The organism is Nonomuraea sediminis (genome assembly GCF_018531495.1).
In the GTDB taxonomy this organism is placed as follows: domain Bacteria; phylum Actinomycetota; class Actinomycetes; order Streptosporangiales; family Streptosporangiaceae; genus Nonomuraea; species Nonomuraea sediminis.
This window is the reverse complement of the sequence record NZ_JAHDTI010000004.1, coordinates 618,902-639,176: the sequence shown is the minus strand read 5'-3', so window position 1 is coordinate 639,176 and position 20,275 is coordinate 618,902. Positions and strand designations below refer to the sequence as shown.

At 73.4% G+C, this 20,275-nt stretch carries 10 protein-coding genes; 4 read left to right on the top strand and 6 right to left on the bottom strand.

The features are described from left to right. Positions 1-5: 5 nt before the first annotated feature. The 3 genes from KIK09_RS22830 to KIK09_RS22820 are packed head-to-tail and all read right to left on the bottom strand — an operon-like array spanning position 6 to position 3,230. The gene (locus tag KIK09_RS22830; protein ID WP_214321301.1) at positions 6-1,811 is read right to left on the bottom strand and encodes a N,N-dimethylformamidase beta subunit family domain-containing protein; all 1,806 of its coding nucleotides are present in this window, start codon (positions 1,809-1,811) and stop codon (positions 6-8) included. Continuing rightward, positions 1,808-3,010, bottom strand: coding sequence for a condensation domain-containing protein (locus KIK09_RS22825; RefSeq protein ID WP_214321300.1), 1,203 nt, complete (start codon positions 3,008-3,010; stop codon positions 1,808-1,810). Before KIK09_RS22825 ends, KIK09_RS22830 begins: the two co-directional genes overlap by 4 nt. Next, complete coding sequence (locus KIK09_RS22820) at positions 3,003-3,230, bottom strand: acyl carrier protein (protein WP_214321299.1); 228 nt, start codon at positions 3,228-3,230, stop codon at positions 3,003-3,005. Before KIK09_RS22820 ends, KIK09_RS22825 begins: the two co-directional genes overlap by 8 nt. Positions 3,231-3,374: 144 nt before the next feature. Between KIK09_RS22820 and KIK09_RS22815 the strand changes: the two genes are divergently transcribed. Genes KIK09_RS22815 through KIK09_RS22800 form a run of 4 tightly spaced genes read left to right on the top strand, consistent with a single transcriptional unit; the run spans position 3,375 to position 17,318 of the window. Next, the gene (locus tag KIK09_RS22815) at positions 3,375-4,751 is read left to right on the top strand and encodes a class I adenylate-forming enzyme family protein (RefSeq protein WP_308164240.1); all 1,377 of its coding nucleotides are present in this window, start codon (positions 3,375-3,377) and stop codon (positions 4,749-4,751) included. A 2-nt stretch (positions 4,752-4,753) separates the two neighbouring features. Further along, positions 4,754-6,154 (top strand): condensation domain-containing protein, encoded by a 1,401-nt coding sequence (locus KIK09_RS22810; RefSeq protein WP_214321298.1) that lies wholly within the window; start codon positions 4,754-4,756, stop codon positions 6,152-6,154. Then, positions 6,151-12,075 carry a non-ribosomal peptide synthetase gene (locus KIK09_RS22805; protein ID WP_214321297.1) on the top strand — a complete coding sequence of 1,975 codons (5,925 nt, stop codon included), beginning with the start codon at positions 6,151-6,153 and terminating at the stop codon, positions 12,073-12,075. The genes KIK09_RS22810 and KIK09_RS22805 overlap by 4 nt, the downstream gene beginning before the upstream one ends. Continuing rightward, on the top strand, positions 12,072-17,318 hold the full coding sequence (locus KIK09_RS22800) for a non-ribosomal peptide synthetase/MFS transporter (RefSeq protein WP_214321296.1): 5,247 nt from the start codon (positions 12,072-12,074) through the stop codon (positions 17,316-17,318). Before KIK09_RS22805 ends, KIK09_RS22800 begins: the two co-directional genes overlap by 4 nt. On the opposite strand, the gene KIK09_RS22795 is transcribed toward KIK09_RS22800, so the two are convergent. From KIK09_RS22795 to KIK09_RS22785, 3 genes are read right to left on the bottom strand one after another with little or no spacing between them, the layout of a single operon-like run. Continuing rightward, complete coding sequence (locus tag KIK09_RS22795; RefSeq protein ID WP_214321295.1) at positions 17,295-18,371, bottom strand: 2-oxo acid dehydrogenase subunit E2; 1,077 nt, start codon at positions 18,369-18,371, stop codon at positions 17,295-17,297. The genes KIK09_RS22800 and KIK09_RS22795 overlap by 24 nt on opposite strands. After that, positions 18,364-19,353 (bottom strand): alpha-ketoacid dehydrogenase subunit beta, encoded by a 990-nt coding sequence (locus tag KIK09_RS22790; protein ID WP_214321294.1) that lies wholly within the window; start codon positions 19,351-19,353, stop codon positions 18,364-18,366. Before KIK09_RS22790 ends, KIK09_RS22795 begins: the two co-directional genes overlap by 8 nt. Next, positions 19,350-20,228, bottom strand: a complete 879-nt coding sequence (locus tag KIK09_RS22785; protein ID WP_214321293.1) for a thiamine pyrophosphate-dependent dehydrogenase E1 component subunit alpha — start codon at positions 20,226-20,228, stop codon at positions 19,350-19,352. Before KIK09_RS22785 ends, KIK09_RS22790 begins: the two co-directional genes overlap by 4 nt. Positions 20,229-20,275: the final 47 nt, after the last annotated feature.

Here is a 20,275-nt window from a genome sequence, read left to right as displayed (position 1 = left end):
GCGGCTCAGGCGAGGGGCCGCCAGAGGAGGCGGCCACCCGGGTGGGCGCCGACGAGGTGGCCGAGGGACGCGGCCAGCACGGTGCATCCCCCGGCGGGGGCGATCTCCTGCCAGGGGGTGTGGTCGCGGGCGACGGGCCTGGAGAGCACGCTGTCGCCAACCATGGCGTACAGGCGCCCGTTCATGGCCGTCAGGCTCGTCGCCCGCGGGATCGCGGCCCCCTCGAGGCGGGTCCAGGTGGGGTGTGGCAGGTCGCGGATGGGCAGGTGCCAGAGGTCGTCCCCGGCGAGGGCGAACAGGCTCTCGTCGGCGGCGGCCAGCCCGATCGTCCCTTCGGGGGCCCGGCTGACGTCCTGCCAGCCGGTCCGCGCGTCGGCCGGGTCCCGGTAGCGGATCGTGCCGTCGGGCGCCACGCCGTACAGGCCTGCCGGGGGGCCGCCGTGGGCCTCGCGCGGGGAGGCCAGGGCCACCGCGTCGGTCTCGTCGACGGTGCGCCAGCGCAGGTTCTGCCCGGACAGGTCGCGCACCCGCAGCGTGCCGTCCGCGCAGGCGGCGTAGAGGCGCCCGTCGCACACGACCATCGCCCGGGGCGCCGGCCCGTGATTCCCGATGGGGCCCGAGAGCGGGGCGGCGGGGGTGCGGCCGATGGCGTCCCAGGTGGGGGTCCGCGCGTGTGAGAGGCGGTCGAGGACGTTGCGGGTGACGCGGGCCACGACCGGGTCGTGCAGGGTGTTGCCCCAGTTGATGGTGGCCGCGTTGAAGACCGTGCCCGCGCCGAGGCGGTGGATGCCCATGGTGGCCGCGCCGCCCTTGCCGTACCTGCGCCAGTGCGACAGGTCCGCGGCGGCGAGCACCACGAACGACGGCGGGGTGCCGTCGCGGCCGGTGGCCCGTGGCACGCCCGAGACCCACTCCAGGTCGGCGGCGTCCGTCTCGTAGCCGAGGGCGCCCAGGCCGAAGGTGTCGCCGTCGCGCAGGCCGGTGCCCTCGAACACCCAGTGGTCGCTGAAGTGCGCGGTGTAGGACTCGGTGGCCATGACGCGGGAGTCGACCCAGCAGCCGGCGCCGTTGCGGAAGCTGACGCCGGTGAGCGTGTTCTCCGGGCGGTTGACGGGTTCCGACGGCCACTCGACCGTGGTCCTGGAGCGGTCCTCGACGGGGTCGGCGGCGGCGTCGCGGTAGCAGACCATGGTGCGCGCGTCGTCCTCGAAGCGGACCTGCCACCAGCAGGTGTTGCCGGAGAGGACGGCGATGTTCCCGCCCTGCCTGGCGAAGGCCTCGGCCGCGTCGCGCATCTCCCACGACCAGTACTCGTCGTGCCCGTTGATCACCAGCAGCCGGTAGCCGCCGAGCAGGGCGAGCCCGTCGCGGTGCAGGTCGAGCCCCGAGCAGTAGTCGACGTCGTACCCGGCGGGGCCGAGCCAGCGCAGCAGCCCGAGCTCCCACTCCTCGATCTGCGGCCCGGCGCCGGGCCGGTCGAGGCTGACCTTGACGGCGCGGTCGGGCTGCTCCGACTGGTAGAGGCCCTCCCCTGGGACCCCGGGCCGGTTGTAGGCCTCCCAGGTCGGGAACGGCACGGACACCACGATCGGCGACGTGGGCACGGTCGGCCGCACCACGACGTAGGCGTCGCCCGCCCGGTAGAGGGAGCTGGGCCAGTCGCGGCCGACCTTGAGCGTCCACGACTCGCCCTGCACGTCCTCCTCGTGCACGGTTCGTCCGGACGGGACGTCGGTCACGGTGACGCGAGCCGTACCGGGGGGAACGCGCAGGTGCAGCGAGTCGCCCTGGAGGACGGAGTGCAGGCTCATCGGGCGGCCTCCTCGACCAGCAGCGATTCCAGGTCGAGCAGGTAGGCCTCGATGCCGGGCGGCGCGAGCAGGGCGGTGTCGGCGTAAAGGGAGACCTCCATCCGGTCGGGCTCGCCACCGATGTGCAGGCGGAAGTCGCAGACGTTGCGGTCCATGGCGTCGGTCCAGGCCAGCTCGGTGGGCCGGGCCGGCACGTCGAGCGGGGCGTCGCGGTGGACGAGGCGCTGGTCGTTGAAGCACCCGAAGGACCTGACCTCAGGACCCATCGGCGCGGCCATCGCCTCCATCGCGTAGGGGTCGTAGCGGGCCTGGCGGTAGGCGCGCACCGCCGTGCTCCAGGCGTGCCGGTACGGGTCCGGGTCCTTGAGGTCGAGCACCACCAGGGCCTCCTGCGAGACCGTGGAGACCACGTCGGGCAGCGTGTGCCGGTTGTTGACGATCACCCGCATGCCGCAGTGGCGCTGCCCGGTGAGCCCGCCCGCGAGCCGCACCGCGGCCGCCAGCAGCACGGTCGAGGAGCTGACCCCTTCGCGGGCGGCCACCGCCTGGGAGGCGACCGCCAGCGCCGTCGAGCGCATGGTCGCCTCGCGGAAGCGCGGTTCTCCTGCCGGACCTCCGAGAGGGCCGATGGGATCCATGCGCCGGTATTCGGACGACCAGAAGTCGAGCGCGGCGCCGGAGACCCGCCGGCCTTCCTCGGAGTGCTGCCAGGCGGCCAGCTCCCTGGGCGTGGCCGAGGTCGCCCCGGGCAGCGCGTCGCGGATCAGCAACAGCCGCAGGTCCCGGACGATGAGGTCGGCGGCGTGCCCGTCGGCCGCCAGATGGCACAACACAATGGCGAATTGCCGGACATATCCCCCATCGACAGTCAAGGCGACCTTTATCGGCCATTCCTCGAAATAGCGGAACGGGGTCGCGGCGAGGCGGTCCGCTGCCTGCTGGGCGGGTTCGGTGACCAGCTCGATCGGCGGGTCCGCGCTCTCATGCACGACCTGCCGCAGGTCATGCCCCATGCGGGTGCGCAGGGCCTCGTGCCGGGCGACCAGCCGCCCGATGGCCAGCAGCGCCCGGTCCACGGTGACGGGCCGCTTGGGCGCGTCGAAGACGCGGGCGATGTTGAGGTACTGCTCCTGTGGGCGGGCGCCCTCGACGGCGCGCCAGATGTCCTGCTGACCCCAGGTGAGCGGCGCGTCAAGCATGCTGCCGGAGGTAGGCCGCGAGCTCGTCCAGGCTGTCCAGCGCGGCCGGGTCGAGCTCCACTCCGAACTCCGCCTCGACCAGGTCGATCAGCCGGAGGAAGGCGAGCGAGGTGACCCCGAGATCGGTCAGCCTGGCCTGCCCGGCCAGCACGTCGAAGGGCTCCACCTCGCCGTCCGTGGCCTTCGCGATCATGTCTGCGAGCCGTTCACGGAGTTCCACCAGGTCATACCCTCCCTAATCAGGGAATTTCGGGCCGAGTGTGTCACGTGGGGCCTGACTGCGGCAAGCGGCTGGTGGTAAGGGGTTGACGCATTTGTGCATTTTTTCTAGCGTCTTGCGGCAGCCCGAAAATTAATTCTGGGGGTGGTTCTCTCGGCCCTTCCGGTCCCCACTCTCCTCACGGAACGAGCCGCCGCCGATCCCGGCCACGAGGCGCTCGTCGTCGCGGGAGTGGGCAGCCTGACCCTCGCCGAGTGGGACGAGCGCTCCGACGCCGCCGCCCGCGGCCTCCTCGAGCGGGGCTTACGCCGGGGCGACCGGGTGGCGCTGGTGTTCGCCGCCCGCGACTGGATCGACTACGCCGTGACCTGGATGGCGGTGCTCAAGGCGGGCGGGGTGGCGGTTCCGCTGTCCGACCGGCTGGCCGAGCCCGAGCTGGCCGCGCTCGTCCGGGACTGCGGGGCCGCGATGACGCTGCGCGAGGCCGTCGAAGGACCGCCGGGCCCGGCGGGCGTGGACCTCGATCCGCTGGCTCCCGCGCAGATCCTCTACACCTCGGGCACGACCGGCCGGCCCAAGGGCGTGACCGCGAGCCATGCGAACCTCAGCTCGCCCCCGGTCCATCCCAAGCGCCGCCCTTTCGCCCATTCGCGGCACCTGGTGCACGCCTTCCCGATCGGGACGAACGCCGGGCAGGTCATGCTCATGCACGCGCTGACCGCCGCTCCGACCGTGGTCACCACGCCGCTGTTCACCCCCGCGAGGTTCGCCGGGCTCATCCAGGCCCACGCCGCGGGCACCGTCTTCGTCGTGCCCGCCATGGCCATCGAGCTGCTCGGCGCCCGGGTGCACGAACGGTTCGACCTGTCGAGCGTGCTGCTGCTCGGCTCCGCGGCCGCCGCGCTGCCGCCCAGCGTGGCCGCCGAGCTGGCCGCGGCCTTCCCGAACGCCACCGTGGCCAACTACTACACCTCGACCGAGGCGGCCCCCGCCCAGACCATCATGATCTACGACCCCGAGCGTCCCGGGGCCCTGGGCCGCCCGGCGGGCGGCAGCCGGCTGAAGGTCGACGAGGACGGCGAGGTCTGGCTCAAGGCCGCCGCCCATCCCCGCGCCTACCTGGGCGGTGACCGCGACACCTTCCGCGACGGCTGGGTGCGCATGGGCGACCTGGGCTACCTCGACGACGAGGGCTACCTCTACCTGCTCGACAGGGAGAGCGACGTGATCAAGTCGGGCGCCTTCAAGGTCTCCACGCTGCAGGTGGAGGCGGCGCTGCACGAGCACCCCGCGGTGGCCGAGGCGTCGGTCTTCGGGATCCCGCACCCGGTCATGGGCATGGCCGTCGCCGCGGCCGTGGTGGCCCGCGCGCCGCTGAGCCTGCCGGACGTGCGGGCCTTCCTGGCGGTACGGCTGGCGCGGCACGAGCTGCCCACCCGGCTGCTCACGGTGGACGCACTCCCACGGAACACCTCAGGAAAAGTCGTGAAAACGGAACTGCGCCGGATGGCAGAGGAGTGAGCATGGTCCTGGCGTCGCAGGCGCAGCACGGGATGTGGATCACCGAGGTGATGCACGGCACCGGCTACCACATGCCCTTCGCCCTGTGGTTCGACGGCCCGCTGGACGAGCCGGCGATGCTGGCCGCGTGCGAGGCGGTCCTGGCCAGGCACCCGATCCTGCGTTCCGCCTTCGAGGAGCGCGACGGCGACCTGCACATCGTGCCCGCCGCCGACCCGCCGGCCGCCGGGCTCGTGGCGGACGACGGGCCCTTCGACGTGGCGCGCGGGCCGCTGGCCCGCTTCACGCTCACCCGCGTCTCCCCAACCAGGCACCGGCTGCTGTTCGTCGCCCACCACCTGGTCTTCGACGGGGTCTCCAAGGACCTGCTGGTCGCCGACCTCGCCCGGGCCTACGCGGGTGCCACGCTCACGCCGCGGCCCATGCCGTACGGCCAGGCCGCCCCGATCCCGCCCGATGCCGTCACGTACTGGAAGGAGCACTGGCGGGAGAGCCCCGCCGTGGTGATCGACGGGCAGCCGGTGGCGCCGCGGACCGGCAACCCGGAGACGGTGGAGGTCACGCTCGACCTGCCCGGCCTGGCGGAACTCACCAGGTTCGAGGTGTTCCTGGCGGGGGTGCACGCGCTGCTCCACAGGTACGGCAACGCCGAGGCGGCCGTGGCGGTGGCCATGTCCACCAGGGACGAGCGGACCCGCGACGACATCGGCATGTTCGCCACCGAGCTGCCCTTCTACTCCGCTCCCGGGCAGACGCTGCGGGAGCTGGCGACCGAGCTGCGGGCGCGGGTGCGGGAGGTGAACGCCTTCCGCGACGTGCCGCCGGCGCGGGCGGTCGGCGGGATCAGGCCGCGAGCCTCGCTCGCACCGGTGTCGGTCAGCTACCGGCGGCGCGCCCCGGATCCCGAGTTCCCCGGGCTGGCGTTCCACGCCGACTGGCAGCTCGCGAGCAGCGCGGTCCGCAGCGTGCTCAACCTGCTGGCGGTGGACTCCGCAGACGGGCTCCGGGTGAGCATCCAGTACAACCCGGACGTGCTCGGCCGCGCGGCGGTCCAACGGGTGGCCGCCGACCTGCGCGAGGTGCTGGCGGCCGACCCGGACCAGGTGCCGCGCGCCGTGACCGCCGTCGCCTCCGAGACCCCGGCGGTAGCGCAGGCCTGCGCCAGGGACGGGGTCGACCCGGAAGTGGTCGAGCAGGTGCGGCAGATCTGGATGGAGGTGCTGCGGCTCGACGAGCTCGGCCTGGACGAGGACCTGTACGACCTGGGCGGCCACTCGCTCACCATCACCCAGATCGGCGCCAGGATCCGCAAGCGGCTGGGCGTGGAGGTGCCGTTCGACGTGTTCCTCGACGACCCGACGGTCACCGGCGTGGCCGCCGCCGTCAGCGAGCTGCGCGCATGATCTCCTACGGCCAGGAACGGCTCTGGTTCCTGCACCGGCTCGACCCGGCCGATCCCGCCTACCGGGTCGCGGTGGTGCGCCGGCTGCGCGGCCCGCTCGACGTCCCCGCGCTCACGCGGGCGCTGGGTGACGTGGTGGCCAGGCACGAGCAGCTGCGCACCCGCTTCCCCGACGTGGACGGCCTGCCCTCGGCCGTGGTCGACCCGCCGGGTCCGGTGCCCGTCGAGCGGGTCGACGCCTCGCCCGAGGAGGCCGAGCGGCTGCTGGCCGTGCGCACGCACACGCCCTTCGACCTGGCCGAGGCGCCGCCGCTGCGGGTCACACTGGTCAGGCTGGGCGACGACGACCACGTGCTCTGCCTGGTGCTGCACCACATCATCGCCGACGGCTGGTCACTGAACGTGATCATGGACGATCTGGCCCGCTGCTACGAGGGCACGCGGGACGAGCTCGCCCCGCTGCCGCTGACCTACGCCGAGCACGCCGCCCGGCAGCGCGCGGTCGAGGCCGACGTGTCGCCGTGGGTGACGGCGCTGGCGGGCGCGGCCACGCTTGAGCTGCCCACCGACAGGCCGCGGCCCGCCAGGCGCGGCAGCTCGGGCGGCGAGGTGGGTTTCCAGCTGGACGCGCCGCTGGTCGAGCGGCTGTCGGCGCTGGCCAGGGCCGAGCGGTGCACGCCGTTCATGGTGCTGCTTGCCGCCTATCAGGTGCTGCTGGCCCGGCACAGCGGGCAGGACGACGTGGTGGTCGGCGTGCCCACCGCGGGCCGTGACCGGCTCGAGCTGGAGCCGATGGTGGGGCTGTTCGCCTCGACGCTGGCGCTGCGCGGTGACCTTTCCGGCGATCCCTCGTTCACGGAACTGCTGCGCCGTACCCGCAAGGTCGTCACGGCGGGGCTGTCGCGCGGCGAGGTGCCGATCGAGCGGGTGCTGTCGGCGCTCGACATCGAGCGCGACCTGAGCCGCACGCCGCTCTATCAGGCGATGCTGGCGCTGCACACCTCCGCGGCCGGGTACGGCGAGGCCGCGACGTTCGCGGGGCTGGCCAGCGAGCCGTTCCCGCACGGCATTCCCCCGGCCATGGTCGACCTGCGGCTGGATCTGTGGCCGCGCGACGGCGGGCTGCTCGGCGCGTTCTACTACGCCGCCGAGCTCTTCGACCGCGACTCGGTCGCCCGGCTGGCGGCCCGCTTCCAGACCCTGCTCGGCGCGGTCGTGGCGGACCCGGACAGGCCTGTGTCGCGGCTGGACCTGCTCCCCGCAGCGGAGCGGGACCTGATGGACGGCCGGCAGGGGACGCCGCTTGCCGTGCCTGAGGCGAACGTGGCCGAGCTGGTGCTGCGGCAGGCCGAGCAGCGCCCCGCCGTGGTCGCCGTGCGGTGCGGTGAGCAGTGGCTGTCGTACGGCGAGCTGGCCGAGCAGGCCAGTCAGGTGGCCGCGGAGCTGTCGGCCGAGGGCGCGGGGCCAGGGTCGGTGGTGGCGCTGCGGCTGCCCAGGTCGGTGGAGCTGCCCGGGGTCCTGCTCGGGGTGATGCTGACCGGGGCGGCCTACCTGCCGATCGACCCGGCGCTGCCGCCCGACCGGGTGTCGTACGTGCTCGCGGACTCCGGTGCGGACCTGGTGGTCTCCCCGTCGGGCGTGGAGCGGCGCGGGGACCCGCCGGGCGTGCGGGCGGCGTACGTGCTCTACACCTCGGGCTCGACGGGCAAGCCGAAGGGCGTCGTGGTGCCGCACTCCGCGCTGACCAACCTGGTGTGCGGGGTGGGTGACCTGCTCGGGTCCGGCGCCGACGACGCGTGGCTGGGCAGCACGTCGCTGTCGTTCGACATCGCGGCGCTCGAGCTCTACCTGCCGCTGGTCACGGGCGGGCGGCTGGTCCTGGCCGACGACGAGACGGCCCGCGACGGCACGGCGCTGGCGGGGCTCATCGCGCGCGGCGGCGTGACGCACGTGCAGGCCACGCCGTCGGGCTGGACCATGCTGCTGGACGGCGGGCTCGACCCGGCCGGGCTGGTCGCGCTGGCCGGGGGCGAGGCGCTGTCCCTGCCGCTGGCGCGGCGGCTGCGGGCGCGGGTCTCGCGGCTGTTCAACATGTACGGGCCCACCGAGACGACGATCTGGTCGACCGCCTGGGAGGTCCCCGCCGACCCCGAGCGCGTCTCGATCGGCCGCCCCCTGCCCAACACCCTGATCCGGCTCTCCTCGCCCATCGGAGTGGCAGGTGAACTCGTCATCGGCGGGGCGGGAGTGGCCCTGGGGTACCTGGGACGGCCCGAGCTGACGGCCGAACGGTTCGTGGACGGCTGGTACCGGACAGGGGACCGGGTGCGGTGGCTGGCCGACGGGACGCTGGAGTTCCTCGGGCGCACCGACGGCCAGATCAAGCTGCGCGGGCACCGGATCGAGCTGGGCGAGATCGAGGCCGTGCTCCAGGAGCATCCCGGGGTGTCGGCCGCCGCCGTGCTGGCGCGGGGCGACGACCTGGTCGCCTACGTCGTCGGCGACCCGCCCGGCCTGCTGGAGCGCGCCGCGGCGCAGCTGCCCGCCTACATGCTGCCCACCGTGGTGGTCCCCGTCGAGGCGCTGCCCATGACGCCGAACGGCAAGCTCGACCGGGCCGCCCTCCCCCAGCCCGACCGGCCCTCCCCGGGGCGTGGACGCCCGCCGGAGACCGAGGAGGAGCGCCGGGTCGCCGAGATCTTCGCGGCCACGCTCAAGGTGGACGCGGTGGGCGCGGACGACGACTTCTTCGCGCTCGGCGGTCATTCGCTGCTGGCCACCCAGGTGATCGCCCGGCTGGCCGCGCTGGGCAAGGTCGTGCCGCTCAGGACGCTGTTCATGCATCCGACCGTGGCGGGGCTCGCCTCGGCCGTGTCGGCCCTGCCCGACGTCTCGCCCGGGGGGCCCACGCCGCGGCCGCCCGGCACGAACCCGCCGCTGTCGCCCGCGCAGGAGCGCCTGTGGTTCCTGCACCGGCTGGACCCCGGGGACGCCTCGTACAACATGTACATCGTCCGCCGCCTGCGGGGACCGCTCTCCCGGCGGGCGCTCACGGACGCCCTGACGGGCCTGCAGGCCAGGCACGAGTCGTTGCGCACCCGCTTCCCCGAGGTGGACGGCCGGCCCATCGCCGTGGTCGAGCCGCCGTCGGGGCCCTCCGGGTTCGCCGGGGGCGGCATCGAGTGGCTCGAGGCGGGCGGCGAGGAGCAGGCGCGGCGCCTGGTGGCCGAGCGCACGAACGCGCCGTTCGAGCTGGGGGTCGCGCCGCCGGTGCGGGCCGCGGTGGTCCGGCTGGGCGACGACGACCACGTGCTGTGCGTGGTGCTGCATCACATCGTGGCCGACGGGTGGTCGATCACCGTCTTCCTCGACGATCTCGCCGCGCTCTATCGTGGCGGCGAGCTGCCGCCGCTTGCCGTACAGCACGGTGACGTCGCCAGGTGGCAGCGGCAGCGGCCCAAGGACCTGGAGTACTGGCGGGACCGGCTGGCCGATCCGCCGACGCTGCGGCTGCACACCGACAGGCCGCACCGGCCGGGGCCCACGCGCGGCGGCTCGCACGTGCTCGAGCTGCCCGCGGACCTGGCCGCCGCGCTGGACAAGGTGGCCAGGCGGCAGCGGGTGACGCTGTTCATGGTGCTGCTGGCCGCCTACCAGGTGCTGCTCGCGCGGCACACCGGGCAGGACGACCTGCTGGTCGGCTCGCCCACTGCCGGGCGCGACAGGGTGGAGCTCGAGCCGGTGGTCGGCTACCTGAGCAACACGGTCGTGCTGCGCGGCGACCTGTCGGGGGACCCGACGCTCGAGGAGCTGCTGCTGCGGACGCGCGGGGTCGTGCTGGGGGCGATGGCGCACCAGGACGTGCCGTTCGAGGAGCTGCTGGGGACCGAACGGGACATCAGCCGCAGGCCGATGTTCCAGACCATGCTCACGCTGAACAGCCAGGGCGCGGAAGGGGACCAGGACTCGCTCGGCGATCTGGAGATGTCCTATTTCGACGACGGATACGTCCAGGCCAAGTTCGACCTGATCCTGGAGGCGTGGCGGGCGCCCGGCCGGCTCCGGCTGGCCTTCGGCTACGACGCGGGCCTCTTCGACCACACCACGGTCGTACGGCTGGCGGAGCGGTACCGGGTCCTGCTCGAGGCCCTGGCGGATCCCTCGCGGGGCCAGGCCCGCATCTCCTCGCTGCCGGTACTGACGGCGGAGGACTCGGCGCTGGTCGCGGGGTCGGAGAAGGCGACATTTCCGGAAATTTCGGGGTCTGTGGCTGATGGGATCGCCGAGGCCACCGCCGCCCATCCCGATCGGGTGGCCCTGGTCTGCGGCGACGAGGAGGTCACCTACGCGGACCTGGAGCGGCGCGTCCAGGCCCTGGCCGCCGAGCTGCCGCCTGCCCGGCTCGTGGGGGTGCGCGCCGGACGGTCCGTCGAGGCCGTGGTGGCGATGCTCGCCGCCTGGCGGATCGGCGCCGGTTACCTGCCGCTCGATCCCGCGTACCCTGCCGGGCGGCTCGACCACCTGGTGGCCGACTCGGGAGCCGAGGTCGTGGCCGGGCTCACCGTGGAGCCCACCGGGCGGACCTCGCGCGTGGGCGACGGGACCGCGTACGTCATCTACACCTCGGGCTCGACAGGGACGCCCAAGGGAGTGGAGGTCACGCACCAGGGGCTGGCCGCGCGGGTGCGGTGGATGCGGGAGGAGTACGGCCTGCGGCCCGGCGACCGGATCGTGCAGCTGGCGTCGTTGAGCTTCGACACCCACGCCGAGGAGATCCACCCGGCGCTGGCGGCGGGAGCGACCGTGGTGCTGCTGCCCGACGGCGGCGCCACGCTGCCCGACCTGCTGGCGGCCGACCCGGCCGTCACCGTGCTCGACCTGCCGACGGCCTACTTCCACCAGCTCGCCGACCTGGTCGACGACATCGCCTGGCCGCGGGCGCTCCGCCTGGTGATCCTGGGCGGCGAGCAGCTGCACGCCTCCGCCCTGGCCCGCTGGCAGGCGCGCTTCGGCGACCGGGTCCGCGTGGTCAACACCTACGGCCCCACCGAGACCACGATCGTCGCCACGGCCTGCGACGTCACCGGCTGGACGGGCACGACTCCGCCGATCGGACGGCCGATCGACTCGACCACCGTGCGGGTGCTCGACCCTCGCGGGCTGCCCGTTCCGCCGGGTGTGCCGGGTGAGCTGTACATCGGCGGTGCGGGGGTCGCCCGCGGCTACGTGGGCCGCCCGGACCTGACCGCTGAGCGCTTCATCGACGGATATTTCAGGACCGGTGACAGGGTCAGGCTCCTCCCTGACGGGCAACTGGAGTTCCTCGGCCGCCTGGACGACCAGGTGAAGGTGCGCGGCTTCCGCGTGGAGCCGGGCGAGATCGAGCACTGCCTGCTCACCCACCCCGAGGTACGGCAGGCCGCGGTCAGGGCCGGGGACGGCGAGCTGATCGCCTACACCGTGGGCGAGGCCGACGACCTGCCCGCCTACCTGGCCGAACGGTTACCGCCCCACCTGGTCCCCAGCCACTGGGTCACGCTCGACGCCCTCCCCCTCACCCCCAACGGCAAGGTGGACAGGGCCGCGCTCCCCGAGCCCGGACGGCAGGAGGGCACGGGCGACACCCCGCCCCGCACGGAGGCCGAGGAGCTGGTGGCCGAGGTGTGGGAGGAGGTGCTCGGCGCCGAGAAGGTCGGGGCGTTCGACGACTTCTTCGCGCTCGGCGGCCACTCCCTGCTGGCGGTCAGGGTCGCCGCCCGCCTGCGCGCGATCGCCGGGATCGACCTGCCGATCCGCACCCTGTTCGCCCGCCGCACGATGGCCGACCTGGCGACCGCCGTCGAGGAGGCCCTGGTCGCCGAGCTGTCCGCCCTCTCGGACGAGGAGGCTCAGGCGTTGCTGAACCAGGAGGATCCGGCGTGACCGAGCTGAGCCAGGCGCAGCGGGAGCTGCTGAGCCGCCGGCTGCGCAAGCGGCGAACCGGTCCCACGATCCCCCGCCTGCCCGAGGGCGAGTCGCCGCCGCTGTCGTTCGCGCAGGAGCGGCTGTGGTTCATGGAGCAGTACACCCCGGGCAACGCCGCCTACACGATCCCCTACGTCCGCCGCCTGCGCTCCCCGGTGACCGAGGACGCCCTGGCCTCGGCCCTGAACGCCGTGGCGAACCGGCACGAGCCGCTGCGCGCCCGCTTCCCCGCCACGGACGACGGCCGCCCCGCCATGGAGCTCGCGGACGCGATCGCCGTACCCCTGACGACGGCGGACGCGGCGGACGACGACGAGGCGAGCGGCCTGGTCGACGCGTTCCTGGCCGAGCCGTTCGACCTGGCCACGGGCCCGCTGCTCAAGGCGCTGCTGGTACGGCAGGCGGACGCGGACCCGGTGCTCGCGCTCGCCGTCCACCACGTCGCCGCCGACGGCTGGTCGACCGGGGTGCTGATGCGCGAGGTGCTGGCCGCCTGCGCGGGCGAGCCGCTGCCCGGCCTGCCGGTGTCGTACGGCGACTTCGCCGCGTGGCAGCGCGCCAGGCCCGAGGCGGCGGGCGACGTGGCGTACTGGCGGGAACGGCTGGCCGGGCTCGCGCCCCTGGAGCTGCCCGCCGACAGGCCGCGCCCGCCGGAGCAGACGCATCACGGCGCCGCCTGCTCCTTCACGCTCCCCGGCCACGTGACCGAGGGGCTGGCGCGGCTGGCGGACGCGCATGCGGCCACGCCGTACATGGTGCTGCTCGCGGGCGTGGCGGCGCTGCTCGGCCGGTACGCGGGGCAGGATGACGTGGCCGTGGGGACGCCGGTGGCCGGGCGCGGGCCGGCCGAGCTGGACGGGCTGGTCGGGTGCTTCGTCAACATGCTGGCGATGCGGGTGGACCTGTCGGGCGATCCGACGTTCGCGCGGCTGCTCGAGCGGGTGCGCGAGACGGCGGTGGACGCCTACGCGCACCAGGAGCTGCCGTTCGAGCGGCTGGTGTCGGAGCTGAACGTGCCGCGCGACGTGTCGCGGTCGCCGCTGTCCCAGGTGCTGTTCGCGATGCAGAACTACGCGGGCGAACCCGACGGGGTGGCGGCCTTCGAGCTGCGGAGCTGGGCCACGCGCTTCGACCTGGAGCTGTACACCGGCGGCGACGGCTCGTTCCTGGTCGTCTACAACACCGCGCTGTTCGACAGGGAGCGCGTCGAGCGGCTCGGCGGGCACCTGGCGACGCTGCTCGCGGGCGTGGTGGCCGACCCGGACGCGCCCGTCTCGGGGATCGAGATCCTCACGCCGCAGGAACGCGCCGAGCGCGAGCGCTGGAACGACACGGCGTTCGACCTGGGCCCGCCGCGGTGCCTGCACGAGCCGTTCGAGGAGCGGGCCGCCGCCGCGCCGAGCTCTCCCGCCGTGGTCCATCCTGGCGGCGAGCTGTCGTACGGCGAGCTCGACCGGCTGGCGAGCGCCGTGGCGGCCCGGCTGGGCGATGATCCCGGCGAGCTGGTCGCGATCGTCATGGAGCGCGGCTGGGAGCAGATCGTCGCCGCGCTGGCGGTGCACAAGGCGGGAGCCGCGTACCTGCCGATCGACGCCGGGCTGCCCGCGCAGCGCAGGGACGAGCTGCTCGCGCTCGGCGAGTGCCGGATCGCCCTCACCCAGCCCCGGCTCGACGGCGAGCTCGACTGGCCGGACGGCCTCACCCGCATCGCCGTCACCGGTCAGGATTCCCCGGGCGAGATCTCCGGCGGGTCGCGTCCGGAGGATCTGGCGTACGTGCTGTTCACCTCGGGATCCACCGGCACCCCCAAGGGTGTGATGGTCCCGCACCGGGCGGTGCTGAACACCATCCGCGACTGCAACCGCCGCTTCGGCGTCGGCCCAGGAGACCGCTTCCTCGCCCTGGCCGCCCTGAGCTTCGACCTGTCCGTCTACGACGTGTTCGGCTCGCTGGCCGCCGGAGCCACCCTGGTCATGAACGACCCGGCGGCCGACAAGGACCCCGCCGCCTGGGCCAGGGCCGTGGAGGAGCACCGCATCACGGTGTGGAACTCGGTCCCGGCCCTGATGGAGCTGCTGGTCGACCACGCCGAGTCCGAGGGCGCCGACCTCACCTCGCTCCGCCTGGTCATGCTGTCGGGCGACTGGATCCCGCTCACGCTCCCCGGCCGCATCCGCGCCCTGGCCCCGCACGCCGAGGTCATCTCGCTCGGCGGCCCCACCGAGACCTCGATCTGGTCCGTCCACCACCCGATCGGCGAGGTCGACCCGTCCTGGCAGTCCATCCCGTACGGCAGGCCGCTGGCCAACCAGAGCGCGCACGTCCTGGACGCGGGCCTGTGCGACGTGCCGGTGGGCGTGCCCGGCGAGCTCTACGCGGGCGGGATCTGCGTCGCCGACGGCTACTGGCGCGACCCGGACAGGACCGCGCGGTCGTTCGTCACCCGCCACGGCGAGCGCCTCTACCGGACCGGCGACCTGGGCCGCTACCGCCCCGACGGCACGCTGGACATCCTCGGCCGCGCCGACTTCCAGGTGAAGATCCGCGGCTACCGCATCGAGCTGGGCGAGATCGAGGCCCACCTGACCCGCCACCCCCAGGTCGCCGAGGCCGTGGTCACCAAGCACGAGGACTCCCTGGTCGCCTACGTCGTCGGCGACGCGGACCCCGCCGAGCTGCGCGCCTGCCTGGCCGAGGCCCTGCCCGCCTACATGGTTCCGGCCGTTTTCGTCCCGCTGGAGCGGCTCCCGCTGTCGGCCAACGGCAAGGTCGACCGTCTCCGTCTGCCCGCCCCCGAGGCCGCCGCCGAGCCGATCGGGGCGGAGCCCGAGACCGAGACCCAACGGCTGGTGGCCGCCGCCTGGGAGGAGGTGCTCGGCCGGGCGTGCGGGATCGACGACGACTTCTTCGCCTCCGGCGGCCACTCGCTGCTGGCCATCAAGGTCGTGGCCAAGCTCCGCAAGCTGGGGCCGATCGCGGTCATCGACCTGTTCAAGCACCCCACGATCAGGGAGCAGGCCGCGCTCCTCGACGGCACGGCGACGGCCGACCGGGGGCTGGTCCACGAGCTGACGGCCCGCCGTACCAGGGCGCCCGAGCTCACCTACGTGTGCGTGCCGTACGGCGGCGGCAGCGCGATCGTCTACCAGCCGCTGGCCGACGCGCTGCCCGAGACGCACGCGCTGTGGGCGGTGGCTATCCCCGGGCACGACGTGGGGCTGGACGAGGAGCACCTGCCGCTGGAGGAGGTGGCGGCCAGGTGCGTGGAGGAGATCCTGGCCAAGGTCGAGGGCCCGCTCGCGCTGTACGGGCACTGCGGCGTCGGCTCGGCGCTGACCGTGGCGATCGCCCGCCGCCTGGAGGCCGCGGGCAGGGAGCTGGACGCGGTCTACATCGGGGCGATCTTCCCGTTCGCCCGGCCGCGGGGCGCGCTGCTGTCCCGGCTGAGCGAGCGGATGCGCGGCGACCGCGGCTACGCCAACTGGCTGACCTCGATGGGCGTCGACATGGCCGACCTCGAGCCCGGGCAGGCCAGGCAGATCATCCGCAACATGCGCCGCGACAGCCAGGCGGCCGAGGAGTACTTCACCGGGCTCTTCAGCAACGGCGTCGAACGCCTGCGCGCGCCGGTCATCGGCGTCGCGGGCGAGCGTGACCCGGCCACCGACTACTTCCAGGAGCGCTACCGGGAGTGGCACTTCCTCAGCCCGACGGCCGCCGTGGTCGAGCTGGACGAGGCCGGACACTTCTTCCTGAAATATCGGGCGGCGGAGCTGGCCGAGATCGTCACCACGACTCACCTGAACCTGGACTCCAAGCCGGGCGGGGACACGTGGCGGCTGCACGGCGTGTCGCACGCCGAGCGGCCCGTGTCAGACGGACCGCAGCCCAGCATGAAGCGGTTCCTGGCCGTGGCCTCCGGGCAGCTGGTGTCGATCCTGGGTTCCGCGCTGACCGAGTTCGCGATCCCGATCTGGATCTACCTGACCACCGGCTCGCTCGCCCAGTTCGCGCTGCTGGCCGTGGTCGCGCTCGTGCCGGGCATGGTGGTGGCGCCGCTGGCGGGCGCGGTCGTCGACCGGGCCAGCCGCCGCACGGTCATGCTCGCCGGGGACGTCGCGGCCCTCGCCACCCAGCTCGGGCTCGGCCTGCTGCTGTGGACGGGCAACCTGCACACCTGGGAGATCTATCCGCTGCTCGGGCTGCTGTCCGTCGCGCTCACCTTCCAGCGGCTCGCGTACGGCTCGGCCGTACCGCAGCTCGTGCCCAAGCGCTACCTGGGGCACGCCAACGGCGTGGTGCAGATGGCCACCGGGATGACGCAGCTGATCGTGCCGCTCGCGGCCGCCGGGCTCATGGCGGTGATCGGGCTCGAGGGGATCCTGGTGCTCGACGTGGCCAGCTACGCCTTCGCGATCGCGGTGACGGCGCTGGTCAGGTTCCCCTCCTCGATGGCGTGGCGGCGCAAGGAGCCGGTGCTGGCCGAGATGGCCGCCGGGTTCCGCTACACCTGGGGCGACCAGGGGTTCCGGCAGATGCTGGTCTTCTTCGCGGTGCTGAACGTGTTCCTTTCGCCGCTGTTCCTGATGATCTCGCCGCTGGTGCTGTCGTTCGGCTCGCTGGCGGACGTGGGACGGGTCTCCTTCGCCTCCGGGCTCGGGGTGTTCCTCGGCGGGCTGGCGATGGCCGCCTGGGGCGGGCCCGGCGGCGGGCGGATGCGGGCCGTGCTGTGGTGCACGCTGGCGCTGGCCGCGTTCTCGCTGGTGACCGGGCTGCGGGCCGATCTGGTGACGATCGGGGTCGGGGCGTTCGGCATGTCCCTGTGGGTAACGCTGCTGAACGGCGTCTACGCCACGATCGTGCAGGTCAAGGTGCCGCAGCGGTTCCACGGTCGGGTGTTCGCGCTCAACACGCTCATCGCCTGGTCCACGCTGCCGATCGGGTTCGGCCTGGTCGCCCCGTACGGCGCGGCCGTCCTCGACCCGCTGCTGGCTCCCGGCGGGCCGCTGGCCGCCACCGTGGGTTCGGTCATCGGCACCGGCGCGGGGCGCGGGATCGGGTTCATGTACGTGCTGTTCGCCGTGGCGATGGCCGTGCTGGCGATCGTGGCGCTGCGCTCACGGCTGCCCAGGGTGCTCGACGGCAGCCCGGACGCGCTGCCCGACGACCTGGTCGGGCTACAGGCTCTCGGGCGTCTCTAGCCGTTCCTTCAGCGCCTGCAGGAACAGCACCACGTCCCTGCCGTTGAGCAGGCGGTGGTCGTAGGCCAGGCCGATCGCGGCCACGGTGCGGTCTCCGTCCCGCTGCGGCGAGGTGAGCGCGAGCGCGCACGCCTGGCCGGGGAAGACGATCGGGATCGCCATCACGATGTCTGCGTCGTGGTGCAGCGTGACGGTGATGTTGCCGCCGGACAGGTGCTCCTCCCTGAACCCGCCGTGCTGCGCGAGCCGCCGGAACCCGGCCAGCTCCTCGGCGACCTCCTCGAGCGCCTTCCCGCTCGCGTCCTTGATCACCGGGATGTAGAGGCCGGTGCCGAGGTCGATGGTCACACCCACGTGCGCCCGCTCGGCGAGCTCGGCCGTGGTGTCGTCGACCAGGCGGGCGAAGAACAGCGGGAAGTCGTCGTGGAGGTGGGCCACGGCTCGGACGAGCAGGTCGGGCAGGCCGACCAGCTTCCTGGCTCGCCTGGTCACGTCACGGGCCCGCTGCAGCGCCGCCCCCACGTCCACCTTTATCGCGGTATATCCGGCGGGGATGGTCCGGTGCGACAGGGCGACGGTCCGTGCCACGGCCTGCTGGTGCTTCGGGAGCGACCGGACCTGGCCGGGTGTCACCTGCCCGCCGGGCGCCGCCGGGGCTCCCTCCCTGGCCGCCAGCCGTTCCACGTCCGCCCGGCGCACCACCTTGACCCCGAGCTCCCGCACCAGCTCCGGGTCGAGGCCGAGCTCGTCGAGCAGCTCCCTGGCGGGCGCGGTGATCATCGGGCCGTCCGCGCCGGCCTGCGTGTTCTCCTGCGGTGAGCCCCTGTCCCCCACCCAGGCGATCACCTGGCCGGGGGCGCACGCCTTCCCCTCGGCGAGGGCGTGCGACAGGATCCCCTGCTCGGGGCTGGCCAGCTCCTCCACCGTCTTGGACGTCTCGACCGTGGCCACCGGGTCGTCGCGCTCCACCCGGGCGCCGTCCTCGGCCAGCCACTCGAGCAGCGTGTACTCGGCGTCGTTGGTGTTGAGCTTGGGCACCCTGATCTCACCCACGCAGGCCCTCCAGTACGGCGTCGCGGATCGTCTCGGCCTGGACCAGCACGTCGCGTTCGAGGTGGGCGGCGGTGGGGATGACACTGTCCGCCGAGCTGACCAGGCTGATCGGGCGGCTGAGCGAACCCCACAGCCTGGGGTGGAGCTCGGCGGCCAGATACGAGCCCCAGGTGCCGCCCGCCGTGCCCTCCTCCGCGACGCACACCAGCCCGGCCTCCCGCAGCAGCGGCAGCAGCGGCTCCACGTCGAAGGGGTACAGGCGGGAGGGCACGAGCAGGGTTCCGGCCAGGTCGTGGTCGAGCAGCAGCATGCGCATGGCCGCGATCGCGCGGTGCGCCACGCCGCCGGGGGCGATCAGGGCGTAGTCGGCCTCGCCGTCCAGGGAGACTCGGGCCACGTCCGCGACGAGGTCCCAGGTGAACAGCTCGTCCACGTCCGGCTCGCCGTACATCTGGCGGGTGTAGAGGACCTTGTCCTCGAAGAGCAGGCAGGGGGCGGCGGTGGCGAGCATGCGGTCGAGCAGGGCGCGGTTGTCATGGAAGGGCGACATCTCATACAGCGACAGGCCGGGGACGCCGATGAAGTGCTTCTGCAGCGACTGGCTGTGGGTGGGGCCGTAGCCGCGGTTGCCGCCTGACGGGCAGCGGATGACCAGCGGGATGGGGACGCGCGAGCCGTACATGGTGACCGACTTGGCGGCGAAGTTCACGATCTGGTCGAAGGCCAGCGCGGCGAAGTCGCCGAACATGATCTCCACGATCGCCTTGTCGCCCGCCAGGGCGAGCCCCGAGGCGGCGCCGACGATGGCGCCCTCGCTGAGCGGGGTGGCCAGGACCCGGTCGGGGAAGCGGGTCGAGAGGCCTCTGGTGATCTTGAAGGCGCCGCCGTACGGGTCGAGCAGGTCCTCGCCCATGACGTGGACGGACGGGTCGTCGGACAGCAGGCCGTGCAGGGCGGCGTTGAGGTTCTCGCCGACCCTCACGCGGCCGTCCAGGTCGCCATCGGGCGGGCCGCCACCTCCGTGGCCAGGGCGTCCACCCGCTCCTTGGCCAGGGCCTCCAGGCGGGCCAGCTGGTCACGGTCCGGATACTCGGCGTGCCAGTCGCGCACCTGGGCCAGCGTCTCGGGGGTTCTCGTGTCGTCTCCCTTGCTGTGCGGGCCGACGCGGTGGGTGACGAACTCCAGCACGAGGGGCTCCGAGGCGCGCACGCCCTCGATCAGCGGCCCCGCCGCATCCCTGATCTCCGGGACATCGGGTGTGTCCAGGCGCTGGTGCCGGATGCCGAAGGCCGCCGCCCTGGCCGCGATCGTGCCCGCCAACTGCGCCGTCGTGGGGGTGGACTGGGCGATGCCGTTGTTCTCGACGACGACCAGGACCGGCAGCCGCCACAGCGCGATCAGGTTGAGCGCCTCGTAGACGGCGCCCTCGCCCCACGTCCCGTCGCCGATGTAGACGCAGGCGATCCGCCCGGGTTCGCGGCGTTTGAGGCGTAAGGCGACGCCCGCCGCCACTGCCAGGCTCTCGCCCTGCACGCCGGTCGACAGGTACCGGTCGCGGCGCAGGTGCTGGCTGCCGCCCACGCCGTCGCACACGGCGCCCTTGCGCCCCATGATCTCGGCAAGCAGCCCCTCGGGGTCGTCAAACCTGGCCAGGTAGTGGCCGTGCCCGCGGTGGTTGCTGAACACCCAGTCGTGCGGGCCGAGCAGCGGCCGCAGCGCGACGGGGACGTACTCCTGGCCGAGGCAGGTGTGGGTGGTGCCGTTGAGCACGCCCTGGCCGAACAGGTCGAGCAGCTTCCCCTCGAAGCACCGGATCAGGAGCAGCCGTGAGAGCTCGTCGTCAGCAAGTCGTTCCATTGGCCTCTCGAGTGCCCAGGAAAACCTCCAGAAAGGCTACCTAACTC